We start from the raw sequence: 23,103 nt of genomic DNA on the forward strand, positions 1-23,103 counted from the left end.
GCGTTACCAAGTTTTTCTGTATTTTTAATACTATGAAAAAAGCGTTACTTTACTTTGCCCTACTCGGACTTGCTCTTCCCATTTTTATTGCCTGTAAAAAAGACCCTTTAGAATTCACCGTAAAAGGAACTGTATACGACGAAAGCTTTAACCAAGGTTTAGAAGGAGCTAAAGTTACTTTTAAAGCCCTGGATGCCAATTCAGGAGACTTACGCATCATAGGAGAAACTACTTTAGATGAAACTGGAAATTATAGTTTTACCTTTTTAAGAAAACGCGATCAAGAATTTCAGTTTACCGCTGAAAAAGACAATTACTACCTGATTGACGAAACCATCTGTTTTCCTGAATTAACGGTAGAAAGTGACAACGTATTCGATTACTCAACTTCGGCTAAATCTTACGTCAAGTTTAAAATTAAAAATACAGGTGCAAGTGAAGAAACCGATCAGTTGAAACTTGAAATTTACGAAGCAAAAACGAATTGCGAAGATTGCTGTGGTTTAGGTCAACGTTACTTTAATGGTACCAATATAGACACTAATTTATATTGTGCCAACGATGGAAATGAATACTATAAATTCATTTATTGGGTACCAGAAATTAGTTTGGTTGTGTTCGACAGTTTAATCACTCCCCCATTCGACACTGTAGAATATTTAATTGAATACTAAAGCGCTGCGCGTGCCGCGGTAATAGATACGCGCTTACCATTTTTAAAGGCTACCACAAAAGCTGAAGTATAACCTTTCGAAATCATTTCTTTGCGTAAAGCCAGGGCTGCATCTATGTCCATCACATAGTTACCAACCGTGTATTTAAATAGTTTGTTCTGGAAATACTCCTCCACAGTTAAACCTTTAAACCTAGGATCATTTAAGGCAACCTTCGTAGTTGAAGTTTCGATTTGTACTTTAAAAACATATTTATCCTTGAGGTCAATTTGCGCGGTTGGTTCCAACTCTTCCTCTACCATTTCTTGTACTGGAATAGTATCCACAGGTATTAAAACGCTATCCGGTAAATCGGCTATTTCTTTCGCATCAACGATAAGGGTATTCACTCCCTCAATCTCACTTTTATACTCTTGAAAAGCTTTGAAAATACTATTGGCCATTTTCTGTTGATTGATAGGGTTGGCCAAAAATTTCTCCTCTTCCTTGTGGGTTAAAAATCCTGTTTCTATCAACACACTCGGCATAGTTGTTTTGTACAACACCAAAAACCCAGCTTGTTTTACACCTCTATCGTATCTCCCTAGATTTTTAAATTGCGCTTGAATCTTTGCAGCAAAACTTATACTCTGTTGTAAAAACACACTCAACTGCAAATTACGGGCTATAATGGCATCCGGACTCAAATCAAAATCTTTGTATTTTTCTCCATTGTCCTCCTCCAAGTAAATAGTACTATTTTCTCGTTCGGCTATTTTCTGTTGACTTTCTGTTCTGTGTAAACCTAAGACGTAGGTTTCTACTCCTTTAGCTGCCGGACTTGCTGCATTGGCGTGTATACAAATGAAAAGATCTGCATTGTTGTCGTTGGCCAATTTTGCTCTATCATCTAAGGATACAAAAACATCTGTTTTACGCGTGTAGATAATTTTAATTTCAGGATATTTCGCCCCAATATATTCCCCAAGTTTCAATCCTATTGCTAATGCAATATCTTTTTCTTTCGAATGCTCTCCATGACAACCTGGATCGTGACCTCCGTGACCGGGATCAATAACGATGGTTCTTACTCCATCTGGTAATACTACCTCCTCCTGAGCAAAGGTGAATAGAGCTGTTAATAATGTGAAAAATATGAATATGGATGAAAAAAAGTTGCGCATCACCTAAGGTAATTTTTTAGTTTTGTATCCGTTATAACTCGGATATTACAAATTTACTAAGAACACTTGCTCAAATCACGTACCATAGTTCAGTTTTTCGTCGTTAGATTGTTAATAATTCTGGGTATAATCTATTCGGCTCCAAGCTTTTCATTTGGTCAAGAAAGGATTGTTAAAGTAGACAACACCTTAGAGGCTCCCATTATTTATTCTTGTAGAGACAGTATACTTACCGATATTAAAACAGGTATTTCTGCACTATACGGTGAGGCCAAGGTTGAATATGAAGGCATATCACTCACGGCCGACTATATAGAAATGGACATGGAGCACCGCACTGTGCTTGCTACCTACACCCTAGACAAAGACAGCAACAGAGTGGGAATTCCCGTTTTTAGTGATGGTAGTGAAGAAGTAAGAGCAGCCACTCTGAAATACAATTTCGAAACAGAAAAAGCATACATACAAGAACTTAAAGTTAAACAAGAAGAGAACTATCTTCACATGGAAAGGGCCAAGCGTCAAACCAATGGCGAATTGCACTTTGTAGAAGGAAAGTTTACCACCTGTGATTTAGACGAACCCCATTACCATTTCCAACTTTCTAAGGCAGTTATGGTTCCCAACAAACGCATCGTTAGCGGACCTTTAAACCTTTGGATAGCCGGTGTACCTACACCTTTAGGATTACCCTTTATTTTTCTTCCCACACAAGAAAGAGAACAAACAGGAATCATTTTTCCGCAATTGGCCTTTCAAAACGCGAACTTGGGAATGGGCTTTCAAGATTTGGGTTACTTCTTCCCTATCAAAGCTTCCGATAAAATTCAAACGAGTTTATACGCCTCTGCCTACACCAGTGGAACCTTTGGCTTTAAAAATTACACGCAGTATAACGACAGGTACAAATACAATGGATCTTTAGAATTGAGTTTCATTCAAATCAATAGACCTTTTCCTAACGACAGCACCTTACAAAACAACAGCGTAATCAAATGGCAGCACCGCCAAAAAAACAACGCTAACCCCTATTGGAATTTCAGTTCAGATGTAAACTTTCAATCGAGTAACGACCCTACACTTAGTACGCAAACCGACAATCCAGACTTCTTAAAAAGTACCTTAAACTCGAGTATTAACATTACCAGAAAGTTCCCTTCAAAACCCGTTACTATGGGGTTAAAACTGGCAATGAAACAAAATAAAAGCTCAAGAAACATTGACATGGACTTACCGGTTTATACCTTGAATGTTAACCGTTTCTTCCCCTTCAAATTTCTGAGAACAAATCCTATTGGACCTGAAAGATTTTATGAAAAGATAGGTGTAACCTATAACCTTGAGGCTAGAAACAATACAGTGTTTGCCGATTCTTTAATACAAACAAGAGATTACACAAACATGGCGGCCAACCTGAGAAATGGAGTTAAGAACTCTTTAAAAGTAACCACTGCCATACCTTTACTCAATAGCAGATTCACCTTAACGCCATCCATCAATTACAATTCTAGAATAAACCTCCAGGGTATAGACCAGGTTTATGATTTTACGGGTGATAGCATTATAGAAAGAGAAAGCAATGAGTATGGAGGTTATTCTCAAGATTTAAGTTTCACCTCTAGTTTAACTACTTCACTTTACTCATATTACCGATTTATTGGCAAGAACAAAATGAAAATGAGACATGTTCTTACCCCTTCCTTCAACTTTTCTTATACCCCAGATTTAAGTAGTACAGTTACCAGAACCTACATCACCAATACGCAAGATACTGTTGTGTTGAACTACTCACCTTATCAAAATAGTATTTACAGAGAAGGATACTCGAGAGAAACAGCCTTACTTAGCTATAGCTTTAACAATGCTTTTGAATTCAAAAAGAGGGTTACAAATGATACTATTGATGAAGATGTGAAATTCCGTATCATTGAAGCCTTCAGTGTTTCGGGGAACTACGACTTTCTAAAAGACTCTTTAAACTGGAGTCCCGTTAATGTAAACCTGAGGGTTAAACCTTTTAAGTTTTTAGCGATTGTAAACAACAACACCTTCTCACCTTATGCCATAAATGAATTTGGAGACGGACAAAGTGTTCTTGCCTGGAGAGAAGGTCAAGGATTATTAAACCTTACCCGAAGTGAAACCAGCTTCACCTTTACCTTAGCGAGTAAAGAAAGTTTGGAAAAAATTGAAAACACCAAGTTCTCAGAGGGCAATTCTTGGAACGCAGATTACGAGTACTACCGTTTACACCCTGAGGAAATTCTAAACTATGACATCCCCTGGAAATTGAACATGGGCTATAGATTTGAAAGTAATATTAATACTGACTCAGCTGCATTTGTTGCCAACAGATTTAGACAAATGCACACCATAAACTTAACGGCAGATTTTAGTTTAACCAAACGTTGGAAAGTTGGTGTAAATGCCAATTACGACATCAGCAACAAAACCCTTCAGCGTACCGTTTTATCTTTGAACAGAGACATGCACTGTTGGATTTTAGCTTTCAGATGGATACCTTCTGGTACGGGCCAAAGTTTTACCTTAACCTTCAATGCAAAGTCTAACTTATTCAAAGACGCGAAGTTAAATTTCACAAGACCACCCTCTTTCCTTTAAGGAGAAATAATTCTTCGGCTCGCATTACACTTCTTTTAAAACTATGCTTATATTTAATACATATAACGCAGACTTTGGATTTAAGCTTTACAAATACCGCGCAACCTTCAAAAGGTAAAATTCTGATTTCAGAACCCTTTCTAGACGATGATTATTTTGGTCGTTCAGTTATCCTATTGTGTGAACACAATGAAGAAGGCAGCTTTGGTTTTGTTTTGAATAATTTCATCGATTTAGACCTCAGAGATGTGGCCAAAAACTTCCCAGATATAGAAACTAAAATTGGTATAGGTGGTCCGGTAGAAACAGATAACATCTATTTCATCCATAGTAGACCTGATTTATTGGAAGATAGTCGCGAAGTTATCCCCAACATCTACATAGGTGGATCTTACAGCAAGCTTCTTCACCTTTTGGATACGGGTGAGTTAAAACCCAATGAAGTACGTTTTTTCCTTGGTTATTCGGGCTGGTCACCGCATCAACTCGATCAAGAGTTAAACGAACACGCTTGGTTGGTTACCGACATACTTGCCAAAGACATTATGGACATACATGCTGGAGATACCCTGTGGAGTAAATACCTCAAAAAGCAAGGAAAGAAATATGCAGTTATGACCTCTTTCCCCTTGAATCCTCAGGACAATTAATTTACTTAGGCCAACGGCCGGGTTTTCCATTATAGTTCACTTTTTCAAAACAAGTTTCAATACGCAATACGTGCACTTCTATAGTCGTACACCTATTGCTTGTTCAACTATGTTTCTCAAAAGCAAAGCTGCCATTTCACCCCCTGTTGGAAACAAAAAAAGGGACAAACCGAAGTTCATCCCTTTTGTAATTCAATGATAGAATTTTAAACTAATGCCTTAGGAGCTGCAGCTAAAATTTCTTCGCTTGCGTGCTCTTCAAACTTCTTAAAGTTGTTTACGAAAGCATCTGCTAATTCGCTAGCTTTTGCATCGTATCCAGCTTTATCTTCCCAAGTATTCTTAGGGTTTAAGATTTCAGCAGGTACATTCTCACACGTGTTTGGCATTTCTAAACCAAAGATTTCATGCTTCGTGTATTCTACATTATCTAATTTTCCTTCTAAAGCAGATGTAATCATTGCTCTTGTGTATTTCAAGCTTAAACGCTCTCCTGTACCGTAAGCACCACCAGACCATCCAGTGTTGATCAACCAAACTTTAACGTTGTTTTCAGTCATTTTCTTCCCTAACATCTCCGCGTATTTCGTTGGGTGTAAAGGTAAGAAAGGAGCTCCGAAACATGCAGAGAATGCAGTTTGTGGCTCAGTAATTCCAGCCTCAGTTCCAGCAACTTTTGCAGTATATCCAGAAATGAAGTGGTACATCGCTTGTCCGCTATCCAATCTAGAGATCGGAGGCAATACACCAAAAGCATCACACGTCAAGAAGAAAATGTTCTTTGGTGTTGTACCTACTGATGGCTCAGCAATGTTATCAATGTGGTGAATTGGGTAAGACACACGTGTGTTTTGCGTAATGCTATCATCCGTGTAATCTGGTGTAGAAGTTCCATCTACGAACCCTATGTTTTCTAAAATTGCTCCAAACTTAATGGCGTCATAAATTTGAGGCTCTTTTTCTGCAGATAAATCGATAGTTTTCGCGTAACATCCTCCTTCGAAGTTGAATACTGTACCATCAGCCCATCCGTGCTCATCATCTCCAATCAATCTTCTGTTTGGATCTGAAGATAAAGTCGTTTTTCCTGTTCCTGATAAACCAAAGAATACTGCTGTATCTCCGTCTTTACCTATGTTTGCTGAACAGTGCATAGAAAGAACATCTTTCTCATGTGGCAATACGTAGTTCAATACAGAGAAGATACCTTTTTTGATCTCTCCTGTGTAACCTGTACCACCGATGATTATCATCTTCTTAGTAAAGTTGATAACCGCAAAGTTTGATTGTCTTGTTCCATCAATCTCTGGATCTGCCAAGAAACCAGGTGCACATACTATGTTCCACTCTGCATCAAATTCTTGGATTTCTTCATCTGTTGGTCTTAAGAACATGTTGTAAGCAAACATGTTAGACCATGGAAATTCTGTTGTAACTCTTAAGTTCAAACGGTGATTGTCATCCGCACAAGCATAAGCATCTCTTACGTACATATCCTTACCAATAAGGTAAGATTTCATACGATTGTAAAGTGCATCAAACTTTTCAGGAGTAAACTTGATGTTGATATCTCCCCACCATACAGTATTTTCAGTATTCTCATCACATACAACAAATCTGTCTTTTGGTGATCTTCCTGTAAATTTCCCTGTCTCAATTGCTAATGCACCAGTATCTGTTAATACCCCCTGACCGTTTAGGATTGTATCTTCTACAAGCTCTGCAGGTGTTAGGTTCCAGAATACATTTCCTAGGTTCTCTAAACCGATAGAATCTTTCAAATTGGCGTTTTTACCTCTCTTACCGAATTCGTTCATAAAACTGTTTTTGAAGCTTTCGCTTTGTGTTTATAAATGCAAAGATACATTAATATCGTTTGGCCATCTGTTATCGTAGGCAACATTTTTCACATTTTATAAGGACAAATTGTGAATAAAACGGATATAATTTAACAATCTTCATTTTTTTTAACATTCCTTTATTTGGTACGCACGTATTTGACAAAAATACCGCCCCAACCCAAGATCAAAAGTAGTCCACCCAATGGCGTTACAGGCCCTAAAAACTTAGGTTTATCTCCGCCTAAAGCTGGAATAACTACCAACAAAAAGATAGACAAAGAAAACAATACAGTACCCCAAAGAATTTGCCTGTATTGCGTCTTGATCTCAAAATCAAAACGTTGCATAAGTATGCTGAGTATCATTAAACCAAAACTGGTGTAAAACAAATAGCGTACACCTGTTTCAAAAGATTTTATTTTCTCTGCAGCTACACCTAAACTTTCTAAACCATGAGCGGCAAAGGCACCTAACATGATAGCTAGGGTTAAAAAACCTAAGCCCACACTTATTAATTTTCTATCCATCTTATTGCATTAATTTTTCGGCATTTGCCAAAGCAGCATCGTTTACTTCGGCACCACTCATTAACTTAGCCACCTCCACTACTCTTTCTTCTTTGTTCAAAACTTCGAGTACGGTAAAGGTTTCATTCTTTCTATTCTCCTTGGCTACTTTGATATGGTGCTCACCCTTAGACGCAACTTGTGGCAAGTGAGTAATCGCAAACAATTGCATACTCTCTCCCATACTTTTTAATAACCTACCAATTCTATCTGCCACATCCCCAGAAACCCCCGTATCGATTTCATCAAAAATTAAAGTGGGTAAACTTTTCTTTTTAGAAAGTAAGGATTGTATACACAAGAACAACCTACTCAACTCACCTCCTGATGCAGCTTTTTCTATAGGCTGTGGATCCATCCCTTTATTTGGAGTAAATTTGATGGTCAATTTATCTAAGCCCGTTTCATTTAAGTTCACAGGACTCATATCAAAAACCAATTGAGAATCGGCTAACTTTACTTCTTGTAACAGCTGCACAATTTCTTTGGCAATTCCTTTAGATTTTTTGGTACGCGCATCACTTAATTCCTGCGCATCTTTCTGAAGTTTAACTCCTTCAACTTCCAATTGATTTTCTAGCGACTCAATTTCTTCTTGTAAATCGAGTACATCCGTATCCTTTCCTAAAAGTTCATTTTTTACTGCAATCAATGCCGCTTGGTCTACTGCATTATGCTTCTTAAGTTGGCTGTTATAGGCGTTTACTTTATCTGTAAGCTCGTCTATTAATTGAGGATCAACTTCAACTTTAGACAATTCACTTCCTGCTTCTTGAGCAATATCGTCCAATTCTATCTCCGCAGTTTTTATACGATCCAACAAAGCATCCAAAGCTCCGTCATTCAAATTCAATGCGCTTATTCTTCTGTAAAGAGCTCTAAGATTTTCCAACACTCCATTTTCTCCAGAAAGTTGTTCCTCAATTCCTGAGAAACTTGCTCCTAAATCACCTGCATTTTCCGCTCTCTGTAATTCTGCTTGATAAGCCTCAAAATCTACATTATCTAAATTCAAGGCTTCCAATTCTTCTAATTGAAAACGAACAAAATCGGCACTTTGAAGATGTTGTGCTAAATCTTCTTTTTTTGCAGCAAGATCTTTTTGAGCTTGTTTCCAAGCCTTGTACTTGGCGCTGTACTTCTCGCGTTTACTTAAGGTACCTGCTAACGTATCCAGTAAATCTAATTGAAAAGCAGACTCACGTAAAGCCAAGGTATGGTGCTGACTGTTGATGTAAATTAGCTGTTCTGAAAGCTCTTTCAAAACGGTTAATTGCACCGGACTGTCATTAACAAAGGCTCTCGATTTACCATTTGCACTAATCTCTCTACGTATTATCGTCTCTTCAAAGAAATCTAGATCTTGAGCTGAAAAGAAGGGTGCTAAACCGTAGTTTGTGATGTCAAAAACAGCCTCAACGACCGTCTTTTTTTCCTGATTTCTAATTACTGCGTAGTTGGCTCTCTCTCCTAAAATAAGAGAAAGTGCTCCTAATAAAATAGATTTACCCGATCCCGTTTCTCCCGTGATCACCGTAAATCCTTGCTCAAAATCTAATTGTGCATTTTCTATCAATGCGAAGTTTTGAACCGTAAGTTTTTTAAGCATTATTCAGAAAGAATTTCTTGATATCTGGTTGAATTTGCAGGGTCTACTCTTTTCAATAAGTTGACCACTTCGTTTTTCTCGCTCGTCTCAGCGTCGGCATACATACCTTTAACTTCTGAGAGTTTCATTTTTGCAAAATTTACAACGTTCATTGCACCGGGTCTAATTCTATGCACATCCTCTAATTTCTTAAGTGCATTAAAGCAAGTCGCTCTAGCTTTCGTTGCATCTGTGTACAACTGGTCTAGTCCTTTTCTGTGGTAAGTGTAATACATTTCACGCAAAGGTTCAAACTTTGGTTGTAAAATGTAATCCACTAAAAAGTACCTGTTATTTCTATCTCTGTCATCAGAAACCCATCCAGCACCCATTCTAGAACCTGCCTGGATAACTATCGTTTGTGCTTGCTCAAAATATTTTTGACCACCTTTCAAAGAAAAAGAATCGTAGTCGTATCCCAATATGATATTTGCATAAAAGGCCAACATAGAAGTCAACTCATTTTTATACTCATTCGGTGAGTACATTATAATTGCTCCTCTAGAATATTTGAAATTGAAATCACTATCTAAAAATGAAAACAGTGTTGAATTGTAGGTACTATTCAAGACCGGACGCGTAGATTGAATTTGCAATGTAGCTGCATAATTTCCTGGTGAAGGAATGGCAGTAATCTGCACCTCCAAAGCACAACTTATTCTTTCCTCTACCTCGAACTCATCATTGGTCCATACCGTTGTATTCATGAATTCGTAAATCGTTTGTTTTAACTCTTTGAAAATTTCTTGTTCAACAGAGGTAACGTCCAATCCAGGTTTTGTTCCGATAGAAACTTGACAGTCTAATTCCTGCGCCTGAGTTCCAAAAGAAAATACCACTAGGGCAAGTATGCTTAAATATTTGATCATAATTTATTTGCAATAAAATTCACAATGTCATACGCAACATCGTCTTTACTCTTCAACTCAAAATTATGAAAATTATTGTCTTTTTCTAACAGCGTAATTTTATTCGTATCACCGCCAAAACCAGCCCCCTTGTCTTCCAAAGTGTTAATGATGATGGCGTCTAAATTTTTACGCGCTAATTTTCCCTTTCCGTGCTCCAGGGCATTGTTCGTTTCTAAAGCAAACCCAACTAAAAACTGCTCTTTCTTGTTGGCTCCCGCCCATCCTAAAACATCCGGGTTTTTCACCAATTCTATGGTGAGGCTATCTGCCTTCTTTTTTATTTTCTGTGCGGCTTGCGTTTTGGGTCTGTAATCTGCAACTGCTGCTGCAAAGACACCTCCATCTACCTTATCATAAACGGCTTGTACCGCCGCTAACATGTCCTCAGCAGATTTCACATCCACGCGATTTAAGCGCTCATGGTGGATTTCTTGTTTAGACGGACCAAGGATTAAATCAACTTCTGCCCCCATACTCAACAAGGCTTTTGCTATAGACACTCCCATTTTCCCTGATGAGTGATTACCTATAAAACGCACAGGATCTATAGCTTCATAGGTTGGTCCTGCAGTTACCACAAAACGTTTTCCTGCAAGTTTATTTCCATCGATAAAGAAACGCTTTACCTCTTCAAAAATATCTTCGGGTTCTGTCATTCTACCCTGACCAACAAGTCCACTCGCTAATTCCCCAGATTGAGCAGGAATTACCTTAACTCCATCCTTTTGGATTTGTTCTAGATTACGCGTTGAGCTTGGATGCGCATACATGTCTAAATCCATGGCAGGAGCAACCATAACGGGACATTTAGCAGAAAGATAAGTAGCCGTTAATAGGTTATCGCAACATCCGTTAGCGATTTTAAAAAGTGTATTTGCTGTTAGTGGCGCTATCAGCATGAGGTCACCCCACATACCTAAATCAACGTGGTTGGTCCACTCGCCATTTTCCTTGTTCCAAAAATCTATGGATACAGGATTTTTTGATAAAGTAGCAACGGTTAACGGGGTTATAAAATCAACAGAGGCAGAAGTCATTATACATTTGACTTCTGCCCCGTTTTTTATTAATAACCTTATTAAAGACGCAATTTTATATGCCGCAATACCACCTGTTATACCAAGGACTATTTTTTTTCCTTGTAACATGGTAGAATTACTCTTCTAATTTGCGTTGGTAGATCTTATTTTCTGACAATTCTTTCATTGCCATAGCTACTGGCTTTGGTAACTTTTCGTAGAATTTAGAAATTTCGATTTGCTCTCTGTTTTCAAAGATCTCCTCTAAATTATCTGTTGAAGAAGCAAACTCTTGTAACTTACGAGTTAACTCTTCTTTTAATTCAACGTTAATTTGGTTAGAACGTCTTGCCAACATGGTAATAGTTTCATACAAGTTTCCTGTAGCTTCTTCTAATTCACTTGTATTTCTTGTTATCGTTGTACGTTCTGCAGTACTATTTTTAAAGCTCATAATAGTTTTTACTTTACTGTAATTTTTGCAATTCCTTCTCTGCCTTTTCCTTGATATCGTTTGCACGCTTCAAAAATTCAGAATTAGGAAATTCGGCTACAAAGTTACGATGTTTTTCTATAGTTTCTTTAAGATAAATGATTTTTTTAGCTTTCGATTCCGTTTCTGACAATTGGTAGGACGCTAAAAGCTCTCTAAATTTATAATTTTCAGAAACTTTCAGCAATTCTTCCTGAGAATTTTCTTTAATCTTTCTCACTTTTTTACCAAAGCTAGAAGTCTCATACTTAGCGGTAAACAAATCACAATACTTAATAACTTCCTCAAACCTTTCCTTCTTCTTGGTAAAGATACTTTTGGTAGCTAAAGTAAAAGCATTGTAAACTCTTATATACGCCAATTCTTCGTTGTAACTACTTTGTGGGAAATTCTCCATGAATAAAGTAGCAGAAGTTTTTGCCGCCTTGTAATTCTCCATATTGTGGTAGAGCATTACAGAATTATATTCTTTGGTTTCTAATTTAAAACGCAAATTATCCATGATGGCGTTGCAAGAATCCACCAAGTTGCTTTCAGGATATCTATCAATAAAGGTTTGTAAATCATTAATAGCTATCTGTGTATCTTCTTGATCCAAAGATGCATCTGGTGAAAGTTTCACCGAACACATGGCACTTAAAAACAAACACTCTTCAGCCTTTGCACTATAAGGAAAGCGAGATACAAAATTGTTGAGGTAATACCCTGCCATGATGAAATCACGCATTTTGTAATAACTCATTCCCATTTTATAATAACTCAATTGTCCGTCTTCCGTTCTTGGATAACGCTGATATACTTGCTCGTACAATGTTATCGCTCTGGGGTAAGATTCTTTGGCGTATAGTGCTTCCGCTTTCAACAACTTATCTTCATAGTTATCTCCTTTTACTACCTGACCGTAATCAGAACAAGACAACATGACCAAAGACAACATTAAAACAGTGGTTGTAGACAGTATTTTATTTTTCATCGTTGACAAAAATAGAAGTTTTTCATGTTAAGTAGTGTTAAAAGGAAATTGTTTTCTAAAAGCCTTAAAAAGAAACCTAAAACGAATTCTAAAATTGACAGAAGATGTGTTCAATTTCTAATCAATTCTCCTCCTCTTCCTACTGAAATAACACCTTGTAGACAGATACATAAATCCCTCCCTCATCTTCATATATTCTCCTTAAATTTGCGTTGGGCATGAGCCAAAAACAAGAAGCATTATCTACATGAATTTCAAACTCGTTTCAGAATACAAACCTACGGGAGATCAACCCCAAGCCATAGAAAGTTTAGTAAAGGGTATCAATAACGGTGAAATGCACCAAACCTTATTAGGGGTTACGGGATCAGGTAAAACGTTTACCATGGCCAATGTAATTGCTGAAACCAACAAACCAACACTTATACTTTCGCACAACAAAACACTTGCGGCTCAACTCTATGGGGAATTCAAACAGTTTTTCCCTAACAATGCAGTAGAATACTTTGTTTCTTATTATGATTACTACCAACCCGAAGCTTATCTTCCGGTAACCGATACCTTTATTGAAAAGGATTTGGCCATCAACGACGAAATTGAAAAATTAAGACTTTCAGCTACGTCTGCACTTTTGTCGGGAAGAAAAGATGTAATAGTTGTCTCTTCAATTTCTTGTATCTATGGTATGGGGAATCCTGAAGAATTTAGCAAAAGCATTATGCATGTGAAAGTGGGTGATGTTATTAGTAGAAATAAATTCTTGTTCAAATTAGTAGAAAACCTTTACTCTAGAACTACAGAAGATTTTGATAGAGGAAACTTTAGGGTTAAAGGTGATGTGGTTGACATTTATCTGGCATATGCCGACTACGCTTTACGTATAGAATTCTGGGGAGATGAAATTGAAAAAATCACCTCTATAGATCCTCTCAATAATTCAACCTTAGAAGAGTTTGAAGAAATCAATATATATCCCGCCAACATTTTTGTGAGTTCACCAGATACAACACGTGGTGCCATTCATGAAATCCAGGATGATTTAACCAAACAAGTGGAAGCCTTTAAGCGAGACGGAAAAATTATTGAAGCCAACCGTTTAGATGAACGTGTGAATTTTGATTTAGAAATGATACGCGAACTTGGGTATTGTTCAGGAATTGAGAATTACTCCCGTTATTTCGACAAACGTGAGCCTGGTTCTAGACCCTTCTGTTTATTAGACTATTTCCCTGACGATATGATGATGCTGATTGACGAGAGTCACGTTACTGTTCCACAAATCAGAGCGATGTATGGTGGAGATAGATCTCGAAAAGTAAACTTGGTAGATTATGGATTCCGTCTTCAAGCAGCCATGGATAACCGTCCCTTAAAATTTGAGGAATTCCTCAGCATGCAGTCTCAAACCATTTATGTATCGGCAACACCGGCTGATTTCGAATTAGAACAATCCAATGGTATAGTGGTAGAACAAGTTATTCGTCCAACAGGTTTGTTAGATCCTATCATCGAGGTAAGACCGAGTTTAAATCAGATTGATGATTTGATGGAGGAAATCAATACGCGTATAGAAAGAGATGAAAGAACTTTGGTTACAACGCTTACCAAACGTATGGCTGAAGAACTTCAGAAATATTTACAGAAACTTGGAATCAGTTGTGAATACATACACAGTGATGTAGACACCTTGAAAAGGGTAGAAATTCTCCGTTTACTGCGTTTGGGTGAATATGATGTTTTAATTGGTGTAAACTTGTTACGTGAAGGATTGGACTTACCCGAAGTGAGTTTAGTAGCCATCATAGATGCCGATAAAGAAGGTTTTCTGCGCGATGAAAGGTCTTTGGTTCAAACGGTAGGTAGAGCGGCAAGAAATGTAAATGGAATGGTAATAATGTATGGAGATAAAATTACAGACTCCATGCAAAGAACCATAGATGAAACGGCCCGACGAAGAAAACTTCAACAAGCATATAACGAAGAGCACGGCATCACTCCTACTCAAATTAAAAAGTCGCACGAAGAAATTCTGAAGCAGACAAACATGAAAGAGGAAGAGGAAGCTTACACCTATAAACAAGAAGGCAAAAGTACCATTGTGGCAGATCCTGTTATTAAAATGATGTCACAAGAACAACTTGAAAAGACCATTACTGCAACCCGCAAACGCATGGAGAAAGCAGCGAAAGATCTCGACTTTATTGAGGCCGCTCGCTTAAGAGATGAAATGTTTGAATTAGAAAAACTTAAAAAGTAGGGCGAATAATTGACCGGTAATTATTCTACACCTGTGGTTCTGTCTATCTAAAAAGCAATGTCTATATTTAGACCGCTAATTATATTGACATGAACAAAAAACACATTTTTGGTTTGGGAATAATGATGGCGGCCTTGGCAACAAGTGCATGTAATCAAGAAAACAAAACCGAAACACCTCAAGAGTTAAGTGTAAAAGACACCCTTGATTTAAACATCAATCCAAATCAGGATGATTTGGAAATGGTAGTAGATAGATTTGCTGACATTCAAGTATTGCGCTACAAAATCAACGACTTTGATAATTTAAGTGTTGATCAAAAGAAACTCGTTTACTTTTTAGCACAAGCAGGTTTATCGGGTAGAGACATCATTTACGATCAAAACAATGAGCACAACCTAGAAATTAGAGCTGCACTTGATAATATTTTGGCCAATTACCAAGGAGATAGAAAACACGCCGATTGGTTGAATTTAGAATTGTACGCAAAACGTTTCTACTTTGCTAATGGCGTTCACCACCACTACGGCATGCAAAAAATGATGCCTGGTTTTGATCAAGCTTACTTTAATGAACTAACCCAAGCAGTAGGAACAGAATTAAGTCCGGAAGCTTTGGAATTGATGTTCAGCGATAAAGTAGGAATGAAGCGTAAGAACAAAAACCCCGAAGTGGACATGATAGTGGCTTCTGCTAACAACTTCTATGGTGAAGGTGTTACACAAGAAATGGTAGAGGCTTTTTACGCTAAAAAATCAGAAGAACAAGATTCTACACCTGTTGAACTCGGTTTGAATTCCAAACTAGTTTTAGAGAATGGAGAACTTGTAGAGAAAGTATATGCCGCAAACGGTATGTACGCTGAGGCCATCCAACAAATCATTTACTGGTTAGAACAAGCTACTACGGTTGCTGAAAATGAAGACCAAAAAGCAGCTTTAGAAAAGTTAATTGAATACTACCAAACAGGTGATTTAGAAACTTGGGATGAATACAACATTCTTTGGGCTAAGTCAACCGCTGGCGATATAGACTACATCAATGGATTCATTGAAGTGTATGGTGATGCATTAGGAAAAAGAGCCAGTTTTGAATCTATCGTTCAAATTACCGACTTTGATGCTTCTGAAAGAATGAAAGTGGTTGCCAATAACGTGCAATGGTTCGAGGACAACTCACCTATCATGAATGACCACAAAAAGAAAAACGTTAAAGGTGTTTCTTATAAGGTAGTTCAAGTTGCCAGTGAAGCGGGAGATGCTTCTCCTTCTACACCTATTGGTGTTAACTTACCAAACAACAACTGGATCAGAGAACAGCACGGTTCTAAGTCAGTAAGTTTGGGTAACCTTATTGCTGCTTACAACGAATCGAAAGGAAGTGGTTTGTTAGAAGAATTCGCCAACGATGCTAAAGAAATTGAACTTGCCAAGGCACATGCTAAATTGGCTGGAAAGATGCACACTGCTTTACATGAAGTTGTAGGTCATGCCTCTGGTCAAATCAACAAAGGTGTTGGTCAACCTGCAGAAACCTTGAAAAACTATGCCTCTACTTTAGAAGAAGCAAGAGCAGATTTAGTTGGTTTGTATTACATCATGGATCCTAAACTTATGGAATTAGGTTTAGTTGAATCTTTAGAAGTAGGTGTTGCGGAATACGATGGTTACATCAGAAATGGTTTAATGACGCAATTGATGCGTTTAGAATTAGGTGATGATATCGAAGAAGAACACATGCAAAACCGTCAATTGGTTGCTGCTTGGGCCATGGAAAAAGGTGCAGCTGACAAGGTAATTGAACGTGTAGTGAAAGATGGTAAAACGTATTTCAACATTAACGACTACGATAAATTAAGAGAATTATTTGGTGAGTTGTTGAAGGAGATTCAACGTATTAAATCTGAAGGTGACTACGAAGCTGGGAAAAACTTGGTAGAAACTTATGGTGTAAAAGTTAACCAAGAGTTACACAAAGAAGTTTTGGAAAGAGTGAAAGTTTTAGACCTTCCCCCTTACCAAGGATTTGTAAACCCTGTTCTTTCTCCGGTTAAAGATGCCGAAGGAAACATCGTGAACATTAAAGTAGAATACAATCAAAACTTTTTAGAGCAAATGCTTTACTACAGTGAAAAATATTCTTTTCTGAAATAAAAAAGAAAGCCCTCCATTGAGAGGGCTTTTTTTATGGGCTGTAATTAGCATTAACCTTTTATACTATTTCAAATGAATTCCCACGAGAATGGCCGTAATTTCCATAAAAAAATTCATCATGAAAACACTTATCAGTTCTTTATTCACCCTACTCTTTTGCCTACCGCTTTTTGCTCAAGATTTTGCAGGAGATTGGGAAGGTGAGTTGAAGGTTATGGGACAATCTCTCCCCATGATTTTACACATCACTGAAGTCGATGACAATTATAAGGTAACCATGGATTCTCCAAAACAAGGCGCCAAAGACATTCCTGTTGAAGCTGAATTGCAATCAGAACAGGAATTAAAAATTACCTCAAGCGCGATGCAAATGGAAATTCCATTAACCAGCGTCCACAAAGATACGCTAGAGGGAACCTTCAGTCAACGAGGATTAAACATTCCTATGGTGTTTACCCGAATTAGCGATAAAACGGAAACCAAAGAAGTCAAAACCACTTTCCGTGCGGTTCCTTTCAAAGTAGATTTAAAAACACATGTACTCGCAGGAGAAATTGATACGCCTAAGGAAGGATCCAACTTTCCGGTGGCACTCTTAATTTCTGGTACTGGAGCACAAGACAGAAATTCTACCGTGTACGGACATGATCTCTTTGTAGAGATGGCAGAGTTTCTAACCAAAAATGGATGGGCTGTAGTACGCTATGATGAAAGAAGTACTGGTGAATCTACCGGCGACATATCTAAATGTACAACTACAGACCTTGCTGCTGATGTAAATGCGCTTGTAGATTATATAGCAAACTCACCTCTAATTGACAAAAAGAATATCGTTCTCATTGGTCACAGTGAGGGAGGAATTATTGCTCCCATGATCGCTACGAAAAACCAACATGTAAAAAGCTTTGTTTCGTTAGCTGGTCCAACCGTAAAAGGACTAGAATTGATGAAAGCACAAGCACATTTAGTAGCAGAAAGCTCGGGAACAACAGGACAAGATTTAAAGGAGTATGATGAGTATTACTCCAATCAAGTAAATTTAGTTTACAATAGAAATGAAGAGAACAAAGACAGTACAAATCGTGTATTAAAAAGTTTACTCGAAGATCAACTGGGACTCGTATCCCTTCCTGAAAACGAAAAGCAACAAGTTTTAAATACGATGATGGAACAATTGAATTCTCCGGCTTTTTATGCTCTGCTGCACCTCGATGGTGAAAAGGTAACACAAAACGTAAATAAACCAGCTTTATACCTTTTTGCTGAAAAAGACATTCAAGTACCTGCAGAAATGAATACAACTAGTTTGGAGCAACATTTGAGTGAAAAACAAAAACATCAAACTGAAATCAAAACCTTACCCCAACACAATCATTTGTTTCAAAGATGTAATAGCTGTACTTTAATGGAATATGAAACCATTGAAGGTGGATATTCTAAGGAAAGCTTAGCAATAATTTTAACTTGGCTAACTCAAATACAAAGTATGTAACCATAATTTTCATTTTACTTATACTTGTGTTATGAAAATGAAAACAACACTATACTTAAGCTTACTAGCACTACTTATCCTTAGTAGTGCTTTTTTATGGCCAAAAAAATCTACCATCACTCCTCCAGGAACCTTTGAAGTGAGTGAAAACTTTTATTGTGATAAACATGTTATTTCCAATTTCGCTTGGTTAGAATACATGGCTTGGCTCAAGAAAATTTATGGCAAAGAAAGTTTAGAATACAAAGCTGCCCAACCTAATGCAGATGTTTGGGGCGAAGAATTTATTTGTTTACTGCAGCTTCGTAAATATTATCACAAGCACAAAGCTTATGGTGACTACCCGGCTGTTGGCATCAGTCAAAAACAAGCCGAAAAGTATTTAAAATGGAGAAGCGATAGAGTAATGCAATACTTTCTTATCAGTCGCAAAGTTATTCCGAACTACAATGACTCAACACCGGAAGACTTCTTTACCATAGAGAAATATTTTGCAGGTAAATACCACAACGCAGCGGTTCACAAAAAGTATATGCAATACCCTGTATATAGCTTGCCAACACCTGAACAATACCTATCCATCAGTAAGGATTACCCCGCATATACGGATAGTCTACCCAAAATACCTTGTTATTTCGACTCACTGAGGGCTATCCCTTTGCATACTGCTCCTAAACAAATAGATTTTGCCGATGGTTTATCGGAATGGACAAAGACAGCCAACACTATTGTAGGAAATAATTGGAGAAAACCACAAGGTGAAATTGTAGGTATATCTAAAAAAGCGAGTAATTATATCGGTTTTAGAGCAATTTGTACTTGGGAAAGCTACAATGAGGAAAAATAATTTTTCTTCCCCAACCTAGTGGTAGTAAGCCCTTAAGCAGAAAACTTTTGATTTACAATCAATTAATTCTAAAATAAAACAGATAAATCGTTAAAGCCATCGAAATTAGACTACCTTTGCTATATTAATACAATTTATAATGCAAAAAGGAACAGTAAAATTTTTCAACGAAACTAAAGGATTTGGTTTTATCGTTGAAAACGATTCGAAACAAGAGTATTTCGTACACGTATCAGGTTTAATCGATGAGATTAGAGAAGGTGACGAAGTTGAATTCGAATTAACAGAAGGAAAAAAAGGATTGAATGCAGTTAACGTAAAAGTTTTATAATATTTAATTTTTGAAAAGCCCGGTTAAGCAATTAACCGGGCTTTTTTTTGTCCAAAAAACTGGCATCCCAATAATCGATATTTAAGAGATTTACTTAGCTTTAAATAAAAATATAGCTTTGGAAGTTTTCAACTTATTCATCTATTCCGCCATAATACTTATTGTATTCTATCTCTTTTACTCTGCTCGTTTAAAAAAGAAACGCGCTCAAAAAAAGATATACTTAGAAAAGCAGTGGGGAAAACAAAAAGCCACAGATTACTACAATTTTGACGCAATCGCAAAGTACTTTCTACGTCGAAAAAGTAAGGACGAAGCCTTTCACACCCTTTCATCTAGAGAAATTGAAGATTTAGATCTCCATGAAGTTTTCAAGTATATCAATAGAACACGTTCTAAAATTGGAGAACAATACCTCTATAACCGACTCTTAAACATTCCAACAAAAGAAGACCGAGCTGCCTTCATACTCGATCAAGAATTCTTTGCAAACCAAGAAGAATGCATAGAGATTCAAAGCGTATTAGAACGTTTGAGTCATCCTAAAATTTACCAACTCGAAGAGCTTATTAATGGTGAACAAATAAAGAAACCCAAATACTATCCAATAATAGTATTAAGTACACTTACCGTTCTAGCTTCCCTAATTTTAGCACCAAAGTTTCCGATACTTTTGTTTCTGCTAATTCCTTCTTATCTCGTTAACCTGTTTTTTCATTACTCCAATAAATCGAACTTAAATATCTATATGGGTGCCTTCGGGCAATTATTTAGTGTCTATAAAATTGCCAAAAAACTACAAAGCTTTTCTAGTGTTCAACAATTGCAAAAAGATCTCCAATTTTTGAAAACACTGCGTAACCTTAAACTTAAATCAAGGTTCCTGGATGATGGTCAATTAATGAACAATGAGTTCGGAATCGCTTTCTGGGTTATCCTCGAACAATTCAAAATTCTTTTCAATTATGAAACCCTCATCTTTATTAACCTTTTAGACGATCTCAATAAAAAACACAAAGATTTAGATGATCTTTTCAATTTTATAGGTTCAATTGATCTCCACATTTCCCTTCAAAGTCTTAAAGCAGGTGAACCAAAAACTTGTATACCCGAGTTTCATGCATCCAAAGCCATCCAAACAAAGCATGTTTATCATCCCCTACTAGAAACTCCAATTACCAATAACCTAAGTTTACAAGCAAAGAGTCTTTTACTTACAGGATCTAACATGTCTGGCAAAACAACTTTCATTAGAACTATTGCGCTTAACCTCGTTTTGGGGCAAACCTTAAATCTTTGCTTTGCAGAAAGTTTTAACGCTCCTTATGCTCGACTATACACAGCAATTCGAATAAGTGATGACATTCTCAGTAAAACAAGTTATTTTAAAGAAGAAGTCAATCAATTAGACCACTTTATTAAGATGAGTAGATCTAGTAGTCCTGCCATTTTTGTGTTGGACGAAATTTTTAAAGGCACCAACACCAAAGAAAGAATTGCAAGTGCTTATGGCGTTCTAAAATACATCAATACCCCCAAGCATATCGTACTTGTTTCTACCCATGATACTGAACTCACAGAACTTCTTGCCAATCAGAACTACGATTTATACTACTTCAGTGAAAACATAAACCAGAATCAACTTACTTTTGATTATAAAATCAAAAAAGGACAACTTGAAAATGGAAACGCCATTAAAATTCTAGAATTGAATAATTTTCCAAGTGAAATCATTCAAGATGCACACCACCAATTAACTGAACAATAAATAAGAACGCATGAAAATACTCATCACATCCATCGGTACAAGAGGAGATATGGAACCCTTTTTAGCCATTGCTGAAATACTTAAAGGATATGGACATGATGTTACCTGTTTATTTCCTGATCAATTTAAAAACTTGGTGGATGACACAGGTGTTGCCTTCGAGGGCTTAGGTCCGGAATTTTACGAAATGCTAGAGTCTGACATAGGTCAATTTGCCATGGGAGGTGGTGGAAACAAATTCAAAAAAATCATTTCCTACATTAAATTGGGGTTCAAACAAAAGGGTATCAATAAGAAGTTAGTTCAACGTCAATTTGAAGTAGTACAAAAACTACAACCCGATCGTATTGTGCACAATGGAAAGGCCATGTATCCCGTTTTATGGGAGATAGAAAACCCTGGTAACACTACCTATGTAAGTCCCGTGCCTTACCTTCATTATGTAAAAGGCCATACGCACACTGCTTTTCATAGTAACTTTGGAGAATTCTTTAATAAACTCACCTACAAACTTGCAGATTTCGGTGTATTAAAGGCTATTCAAACGACTGCCAAACAATTAAAACTGAAGTACACTAAACAACAAATTAAAACCGCTTATCTAAAACACCAAATTGTTTACACCGTTTCCCCTCACCTATTTCAACGCCCCGATTACTGGCCCAGTAATATGCAAGTGCTCGGTTACCATGAACGTAATAAAACTACAAACTGGACACCTTCTAATGAACTCCTAACATTTATAAATACTAAACGACCAGTAGTACTTTTTACCTTTGGTAGTATGTCGAATCCTGAACCCGAGAAAAAAACTCAAATCGTTTTAGAGGCTTTCGAGAAACTTGATGTGACCGTCATTATAAATTCACCTGCAAACGGTTTAATTGAACCCAAAGAATATGATAGAAAAAAGTTCTTTTTTACTAAAAATATTCCCTACGATTGGGCTTTCCCAAAAATGCACGCCGTTGTTCATCATGGTGGTTCAGGAAGTACACATATGAGTTTAAAGTATGCCTGTCCAACACTTATAATCCCACATATTATTGATCAATTTAATTGGAACAATTTAGTTGCTGAGCAAAACTTCGGACCAAAAGGAATTTCCATTTCTAAATTAAATACAAAAGATTTACACTTGCTTTTAAAGGATTTAATCACGAATCCTCTCTATAACGAAAACACCGAGAAAATAAGCGCTAAAATCCAAGCAGAAGATTTCACTGCAGACTTACATCGAATTCTAACAGAATAAGAATAATTTCTTTAGACGATAGAAAAGTACGCACTGGAGGCTGGCTCTAATTTTAAAATTTGAATAATGAATTTTGAATTAAATCTGGCTGTTCGGGCGGGCTATCCGCTCTACTCCGTTGTGTTCAGCTTAGTGGACTATGGTCAAACAATAAGTTTCTTAGCGTCACTTTCCGTTTTCCCTCTTCCACACAGCTGCTCCCATCCGGGGTGCCACTACTATCCCTAACAGAAGACAGTATTGAGCAAGAGTTTTGAGGAATTTGAAATTGGAAATTGGAGATTGATTCTTCTAGTAAGGCTATCGCTCACTTGTATGGCGTGAGACGATGAACACCATCTCGTGTACTAATGACGGATCACTTTTCACCAATGGCTATAAACTAAAAAAGCCTCATTCCGTTTGGAACAAGGCTTTCTAAAAAGTGGCGTCGACTTACT

At 37.1% G+C, this 23,103-nt stretch carries 18 protein-coding genes; 10 read left to right on the forward strand and 8 right to left on the reverse strand.

The genetic code is table 11. The annotated features are described in order from the left end of the window. Positions 1-32: 32 nt before the first annotated feature. Positions 33-674: a carboxypeptidase-like regulatory domain-containing protein gene (locus BM327_RS06720; RefSeq protein WP_090247549.1), complete on the forward strand. Its 642-nt coding sequence runs from the start codon at positions 33-35 to the stop codon at positions 672-674. Here BM327_RS06720 and BM327_RS06725 read toward each other — a convergent pair. Next, positions 671-1,837 (reverse strand): N-acetylmuramoyl-L-alanine amidase family protein, encoded by a 1,167-nt coding sequence (locus BM327_RS06725; RefSeq protein ID WP_090247550.1) that lies wholly within the window; start codon positions 1,835-1,837, stop codon positions 671-673. The genes BM327_RS06720 and BM327_RS06725 overlap by 4 nt on opposite strands. Before the next feature lie 66 nt (positions 1,838-1,903). On the opposite strand from BM327_RS06725, the gene BM327_RS06730 reads away from it, so the two are divergent. Further along, complete coding sequence (locus BM327_RS06730; protein ID WP_139230284.1) at positions 1,904-4,459, forward strand: putative LPS assembly protein LptD; 2,556 nt, start codon at positions 1,904-1,906, stop codon at positions 4,457-4,459. Positions 4,460-4,533: 74 nt separating this feature from the next. After that, positions 4,534-5,109, forward strand: coding sequence for a YqgE/AlgH family protein (locus BM327_RS06735; RefSeq protein ID WP_170853695.1), 576 nt, complete (start codon positions 4,534-4,536; stop codon positions 5,107-5,109). A 206-nt stretch (positions 5,110-5,315) separates the two neighbouring features. Here BM327_RS06735 and pckA read toward each other — a convergent pair whose 3' ends face one another. The 7 genes from pckA to BM327_RS06770 all read right to left on the reverse strand — a co-directional run bounded on the left by pckA (position 5,316) and on the right by BM327_RS06770 (position 12,560). Beyond that, entirely contained in the window at positions 5,316-6,926 is a 1,611-nt protein-coding gene (gene pckA, locus BM327_RS06740) for a phosphoenolpyruvate carboxykinase (ATP) (protein ID WP_090247553.1), read from the reverse strand. 161 nt (positions 6,927-7,087) lie between these two features. Next, positions 7,088-7,477, reverse strand: a complete 390-nt coding sequence (locus tag BM327_RS06745) for a DUF423 domain-containing protein (RefSeq protein WP_090247554.1) — start codon at positions 7,475-7,477, stop codon at positions 7,088-7,090. Between the two features lies 1 nt (position 7,478). Continuing rightward, complete coding sequence (recN, locus tag BM327_RS06750) at positions 7,479-9,125, reverse strand: DNA repair protein RecN (RefSeq protein WP_090247555.1); 1,647 nt, start codon at positions 9,123-9,125, stop codon at positions 7,479-7,481. Next, a complete protein-coding gene (gene porD / locus BM327_RS06755; RefSeq protein WP_090247556.1) occupies positions 9,125-10,033 on the reverse strand; it encodes a type IX secretion system protein PorD in 909 nt (302 codons plus the stop codon). The genes recN and porD overlap by 1 nt, the downstream gene beginning before the upstream one ends. Continuing rightward, positions 10,030-11,223 carry a bifunctional phosphopantothenoylcysteine decarboxylase/phosphopantothenate--cysteine ligase CoaBC gene (gene coaBC / locus BM327_RS06760; RefSeq protein ID WP_090247557.1) on the reverse strand — a complete coding sequence of 398 codons (1,194 nt, stop codon included), beginning with the start codon at positions 11,221-11,223 and terminating at the stop codon, positions 10,030-10,032. Before coaBC ends, porD begins: the two co-directional genes overlap by 4 nt. Positions 11,224-11,230: 7 nt before the next feature. Continuing rightward, positions 11,231-11,548, reverse strand: a complete 318-nt coding sequence (locus tag BM327_RS06765) for a DNA-directed RNA polymerase subunit omega (protein ID WP_090247558.1) — start codon at positions 11,546-11,548, stop codon at positions 11,231-11,233. 13 nt (positions 11,549-11,561) lie between these two features. After that, a complete protein-coding gene (locus BM327_RS06770; protein WP_090247559.1) occupies positions 11,562-12,560 on the reverse strand; it encodes an outer membrane protein assembly factor BamD in 999 nt (332 codons plus the stop codon). A 247-nt stretch (positions 12,561-12,807) separates the two neighbouring features. On the opposite strand from BM327_RS06770, the gene uvrB reads away from it, so the two are divergent. The 7 genes from uvrB to BM327_RS06805 all read left to right on the forward strand — a co-directional run bounded on the left by uvrB (position 12,808) and on the right by BM327_RS06805 (position 22,663). Next, the gene (uvrB, locus tag BM327_RS06775; protein ID WP_090247560.1) at positions 12,808-14,817 is read left to right on the forward strand and encodes an excinuclease ABC subunit UvrB; all 2,010 of its coding nucleotides are present in this window, start codon (positions 12,808-12,810) and stop codon (positions 14,815-14,817) included. Between the two features lie 89 nt (positions 14,818-14,906). Beyond that, a complete protein-coding gene (locus tag BM327_RS06780; protein ID WP_244526198.1) occupies positions 14,907-16,970 on the forward strand; it encodes a dipeptidyl peptidase 3 in 2,064 nt (687 codons plus the stop codon). 118 nt (positions 16,971-17,088) lie between these two features. Continuing rightward, complete coding sequence (locus BM327_RS06785) at positions 17,089-18,462, forward strand: alpha/beta hydrolase family protein (RefSeq protein ID WP_170853696.1); 1,374 nt, start codon at positions 17,089-17,091, stop codon at positions 18,460-18,462. 37 nt (positions 18,463-18,499) lie between these two features. Further along, complete coding sequence (locus tag BM327_RS06790; protein WP_170853697.1) at positions 18,500-19,309, forward strand: SUMF1/EgtB/PvdO family nonheme iron enzyme; 810 nt, start codon at positions 18,500-18,502, stop codon at positions 19,307-19,309. A 139-nt stretch (positions 19,310-19,448) separates the two neighbouring features. Then, positions 19,449-19,640, forward strand: coding sequence for a cold-shock protein (locus tag BM327_RS06795; RefSeq protein WP_090247563.1), 192 nt, complete (start codon positions 19,449-19,451; stop codon positions 19,638-19,640). A 118-nt stretch (positions 19,641-19,758) separates the two neighbouring features. Further along, positions 19,759-21,408, forward strand: coding sequence for a MutS-related protein (locus BM327_RS06800; RefSeq protein ID WP_090247564.1), 1,650 nt, complete (start codon positions 19,759-19,761; stop codon positions 21,406-21,408). Between the two features lie 10 nt (positions 21,409-21,418). Then, on the forward strand, positions 21,419-22,663 hold the full coding sequence (locus tag BM327_RS06805) for a glycosyltransferase (RefSeq protein WP_090247565.1): 1,245 nt from the start codon (positions 21,419-21,421) through the stop codon (positions 22,661-22,663). The last annotated feature ends 440 nt before the right edge of the window (positions 22,664-23,103 follow it).

The organism is Lishizhenia tianjinensis, from assembly GCF_900116425.1.
In the GTDB taxonomy this organism is placed as follows: domain Bacteria; phylum Bacteroidota; class Bacteroidia; order Flavobacteriales_D; family Crocinitomicaceae; genus Lishizhenia; species Lishizhenia tianjinensis.

Bases quoted from the DNA above. Each gene is read 5' to 3' on its own strand.
- BM327_RS06785 (WP_170853696.1), top strand. From the start codon at position 17,089: ATGAAAACACTTATCAGTTCTTTATTCACCCTACTCTTTTGCCTACCG.
- pckA (WP_090247553.1), bottom strand. From the start codon at position 6,926: ATGAACGAATTCGGTAAGAGAGGTAAAAACGCCAATTTGAAAGATTCT.
- uvrB (WP_090247560.1), top strand. From the start codon at position 12,808: ATGAATTTCAAACTCGTTTCAGAATACAAACCTACGGGAGATCAACCC.
- BM327_RS06795 (WP_090247563.1), top strand. From the start codon at position 19,449: ATGCAAAAAGGAACAGTAAAATTTTTCAACGAAACTAAAGGATTTGGT.
- BM327_RS06745 (WP_090247554.1), bottom strand. From the start codon at position 7,477: ATGGATAGAAAATTAATAAGTGTGGGCTTAGGTTTTTTAACCCTAGCT.
- BM327_RS06725 (WP_090247550.1), bottom strand. From the start codon at position 1,837: ATGCGCAACTTTTTTTCATCCATATTCATATTTTTCACATTATTAACA.
- BM327_RS06720 (WP_090247549.1), top strand. From the start codon at position 33: ATGAAAAAAGCGTTACTTTACTTTGCCCTACTCGGACTTGCTCTTCCC.
- BM327_RS06770 (WP_090247559.1), bottom strand. From the start codon at position 12,560: ATGAAAAATAAAATACTGTCTACAACCACTGTTTTAATGTTGTCTTTG.
- recN (WP_090247555.1), bottom strand. From the start codon at position 9,125: ATGCTTAAAAAACTTACGGTTCAAAACTTCGCATTGATAGAAAATGCA.
- coaBC (WP_090247557.1), bottom strand. From the start codon at position 11,223: ATGTTACAAGGAAAAAAAATAGTCCTTGGTATAACAGGTGGTATTGCG.
- BM327_RS06765 (WP_090247558.1), bottom strand. From the start codon at position 11,548: ATGAGCTTTAAAAATAGTACTGCAGAACGTACAACGATAACAAGAAAT.
- BM327_RS06805 (WP_090247565.1), top strand. From the start codon at position 21,419: ATGAAAATACTCATCACATCCATCGGTACAAGAGGAGATATGGAACCC.
- BM327_RS06780 (WP_244526198.1), top strand. From the start codon at position 14,907: ATGAACAAAAAACACATTTTTGGTTTGGGAATAATGATGGCGGCCTTG.
- porD (WP_090247556.1), bottom strand. From the start codon at position 10,033: ATGATCAAATATTTAAGCATACTTGCCCTAGTGGTATTTTCTTTTGGA.
- BM327_RS06790 (WP_170853697.1), top strand. From the start codon at position 18,500: ATGAAAACAACACTATACTTAAGCTTACTAGCACTACTTATCCTTAGT.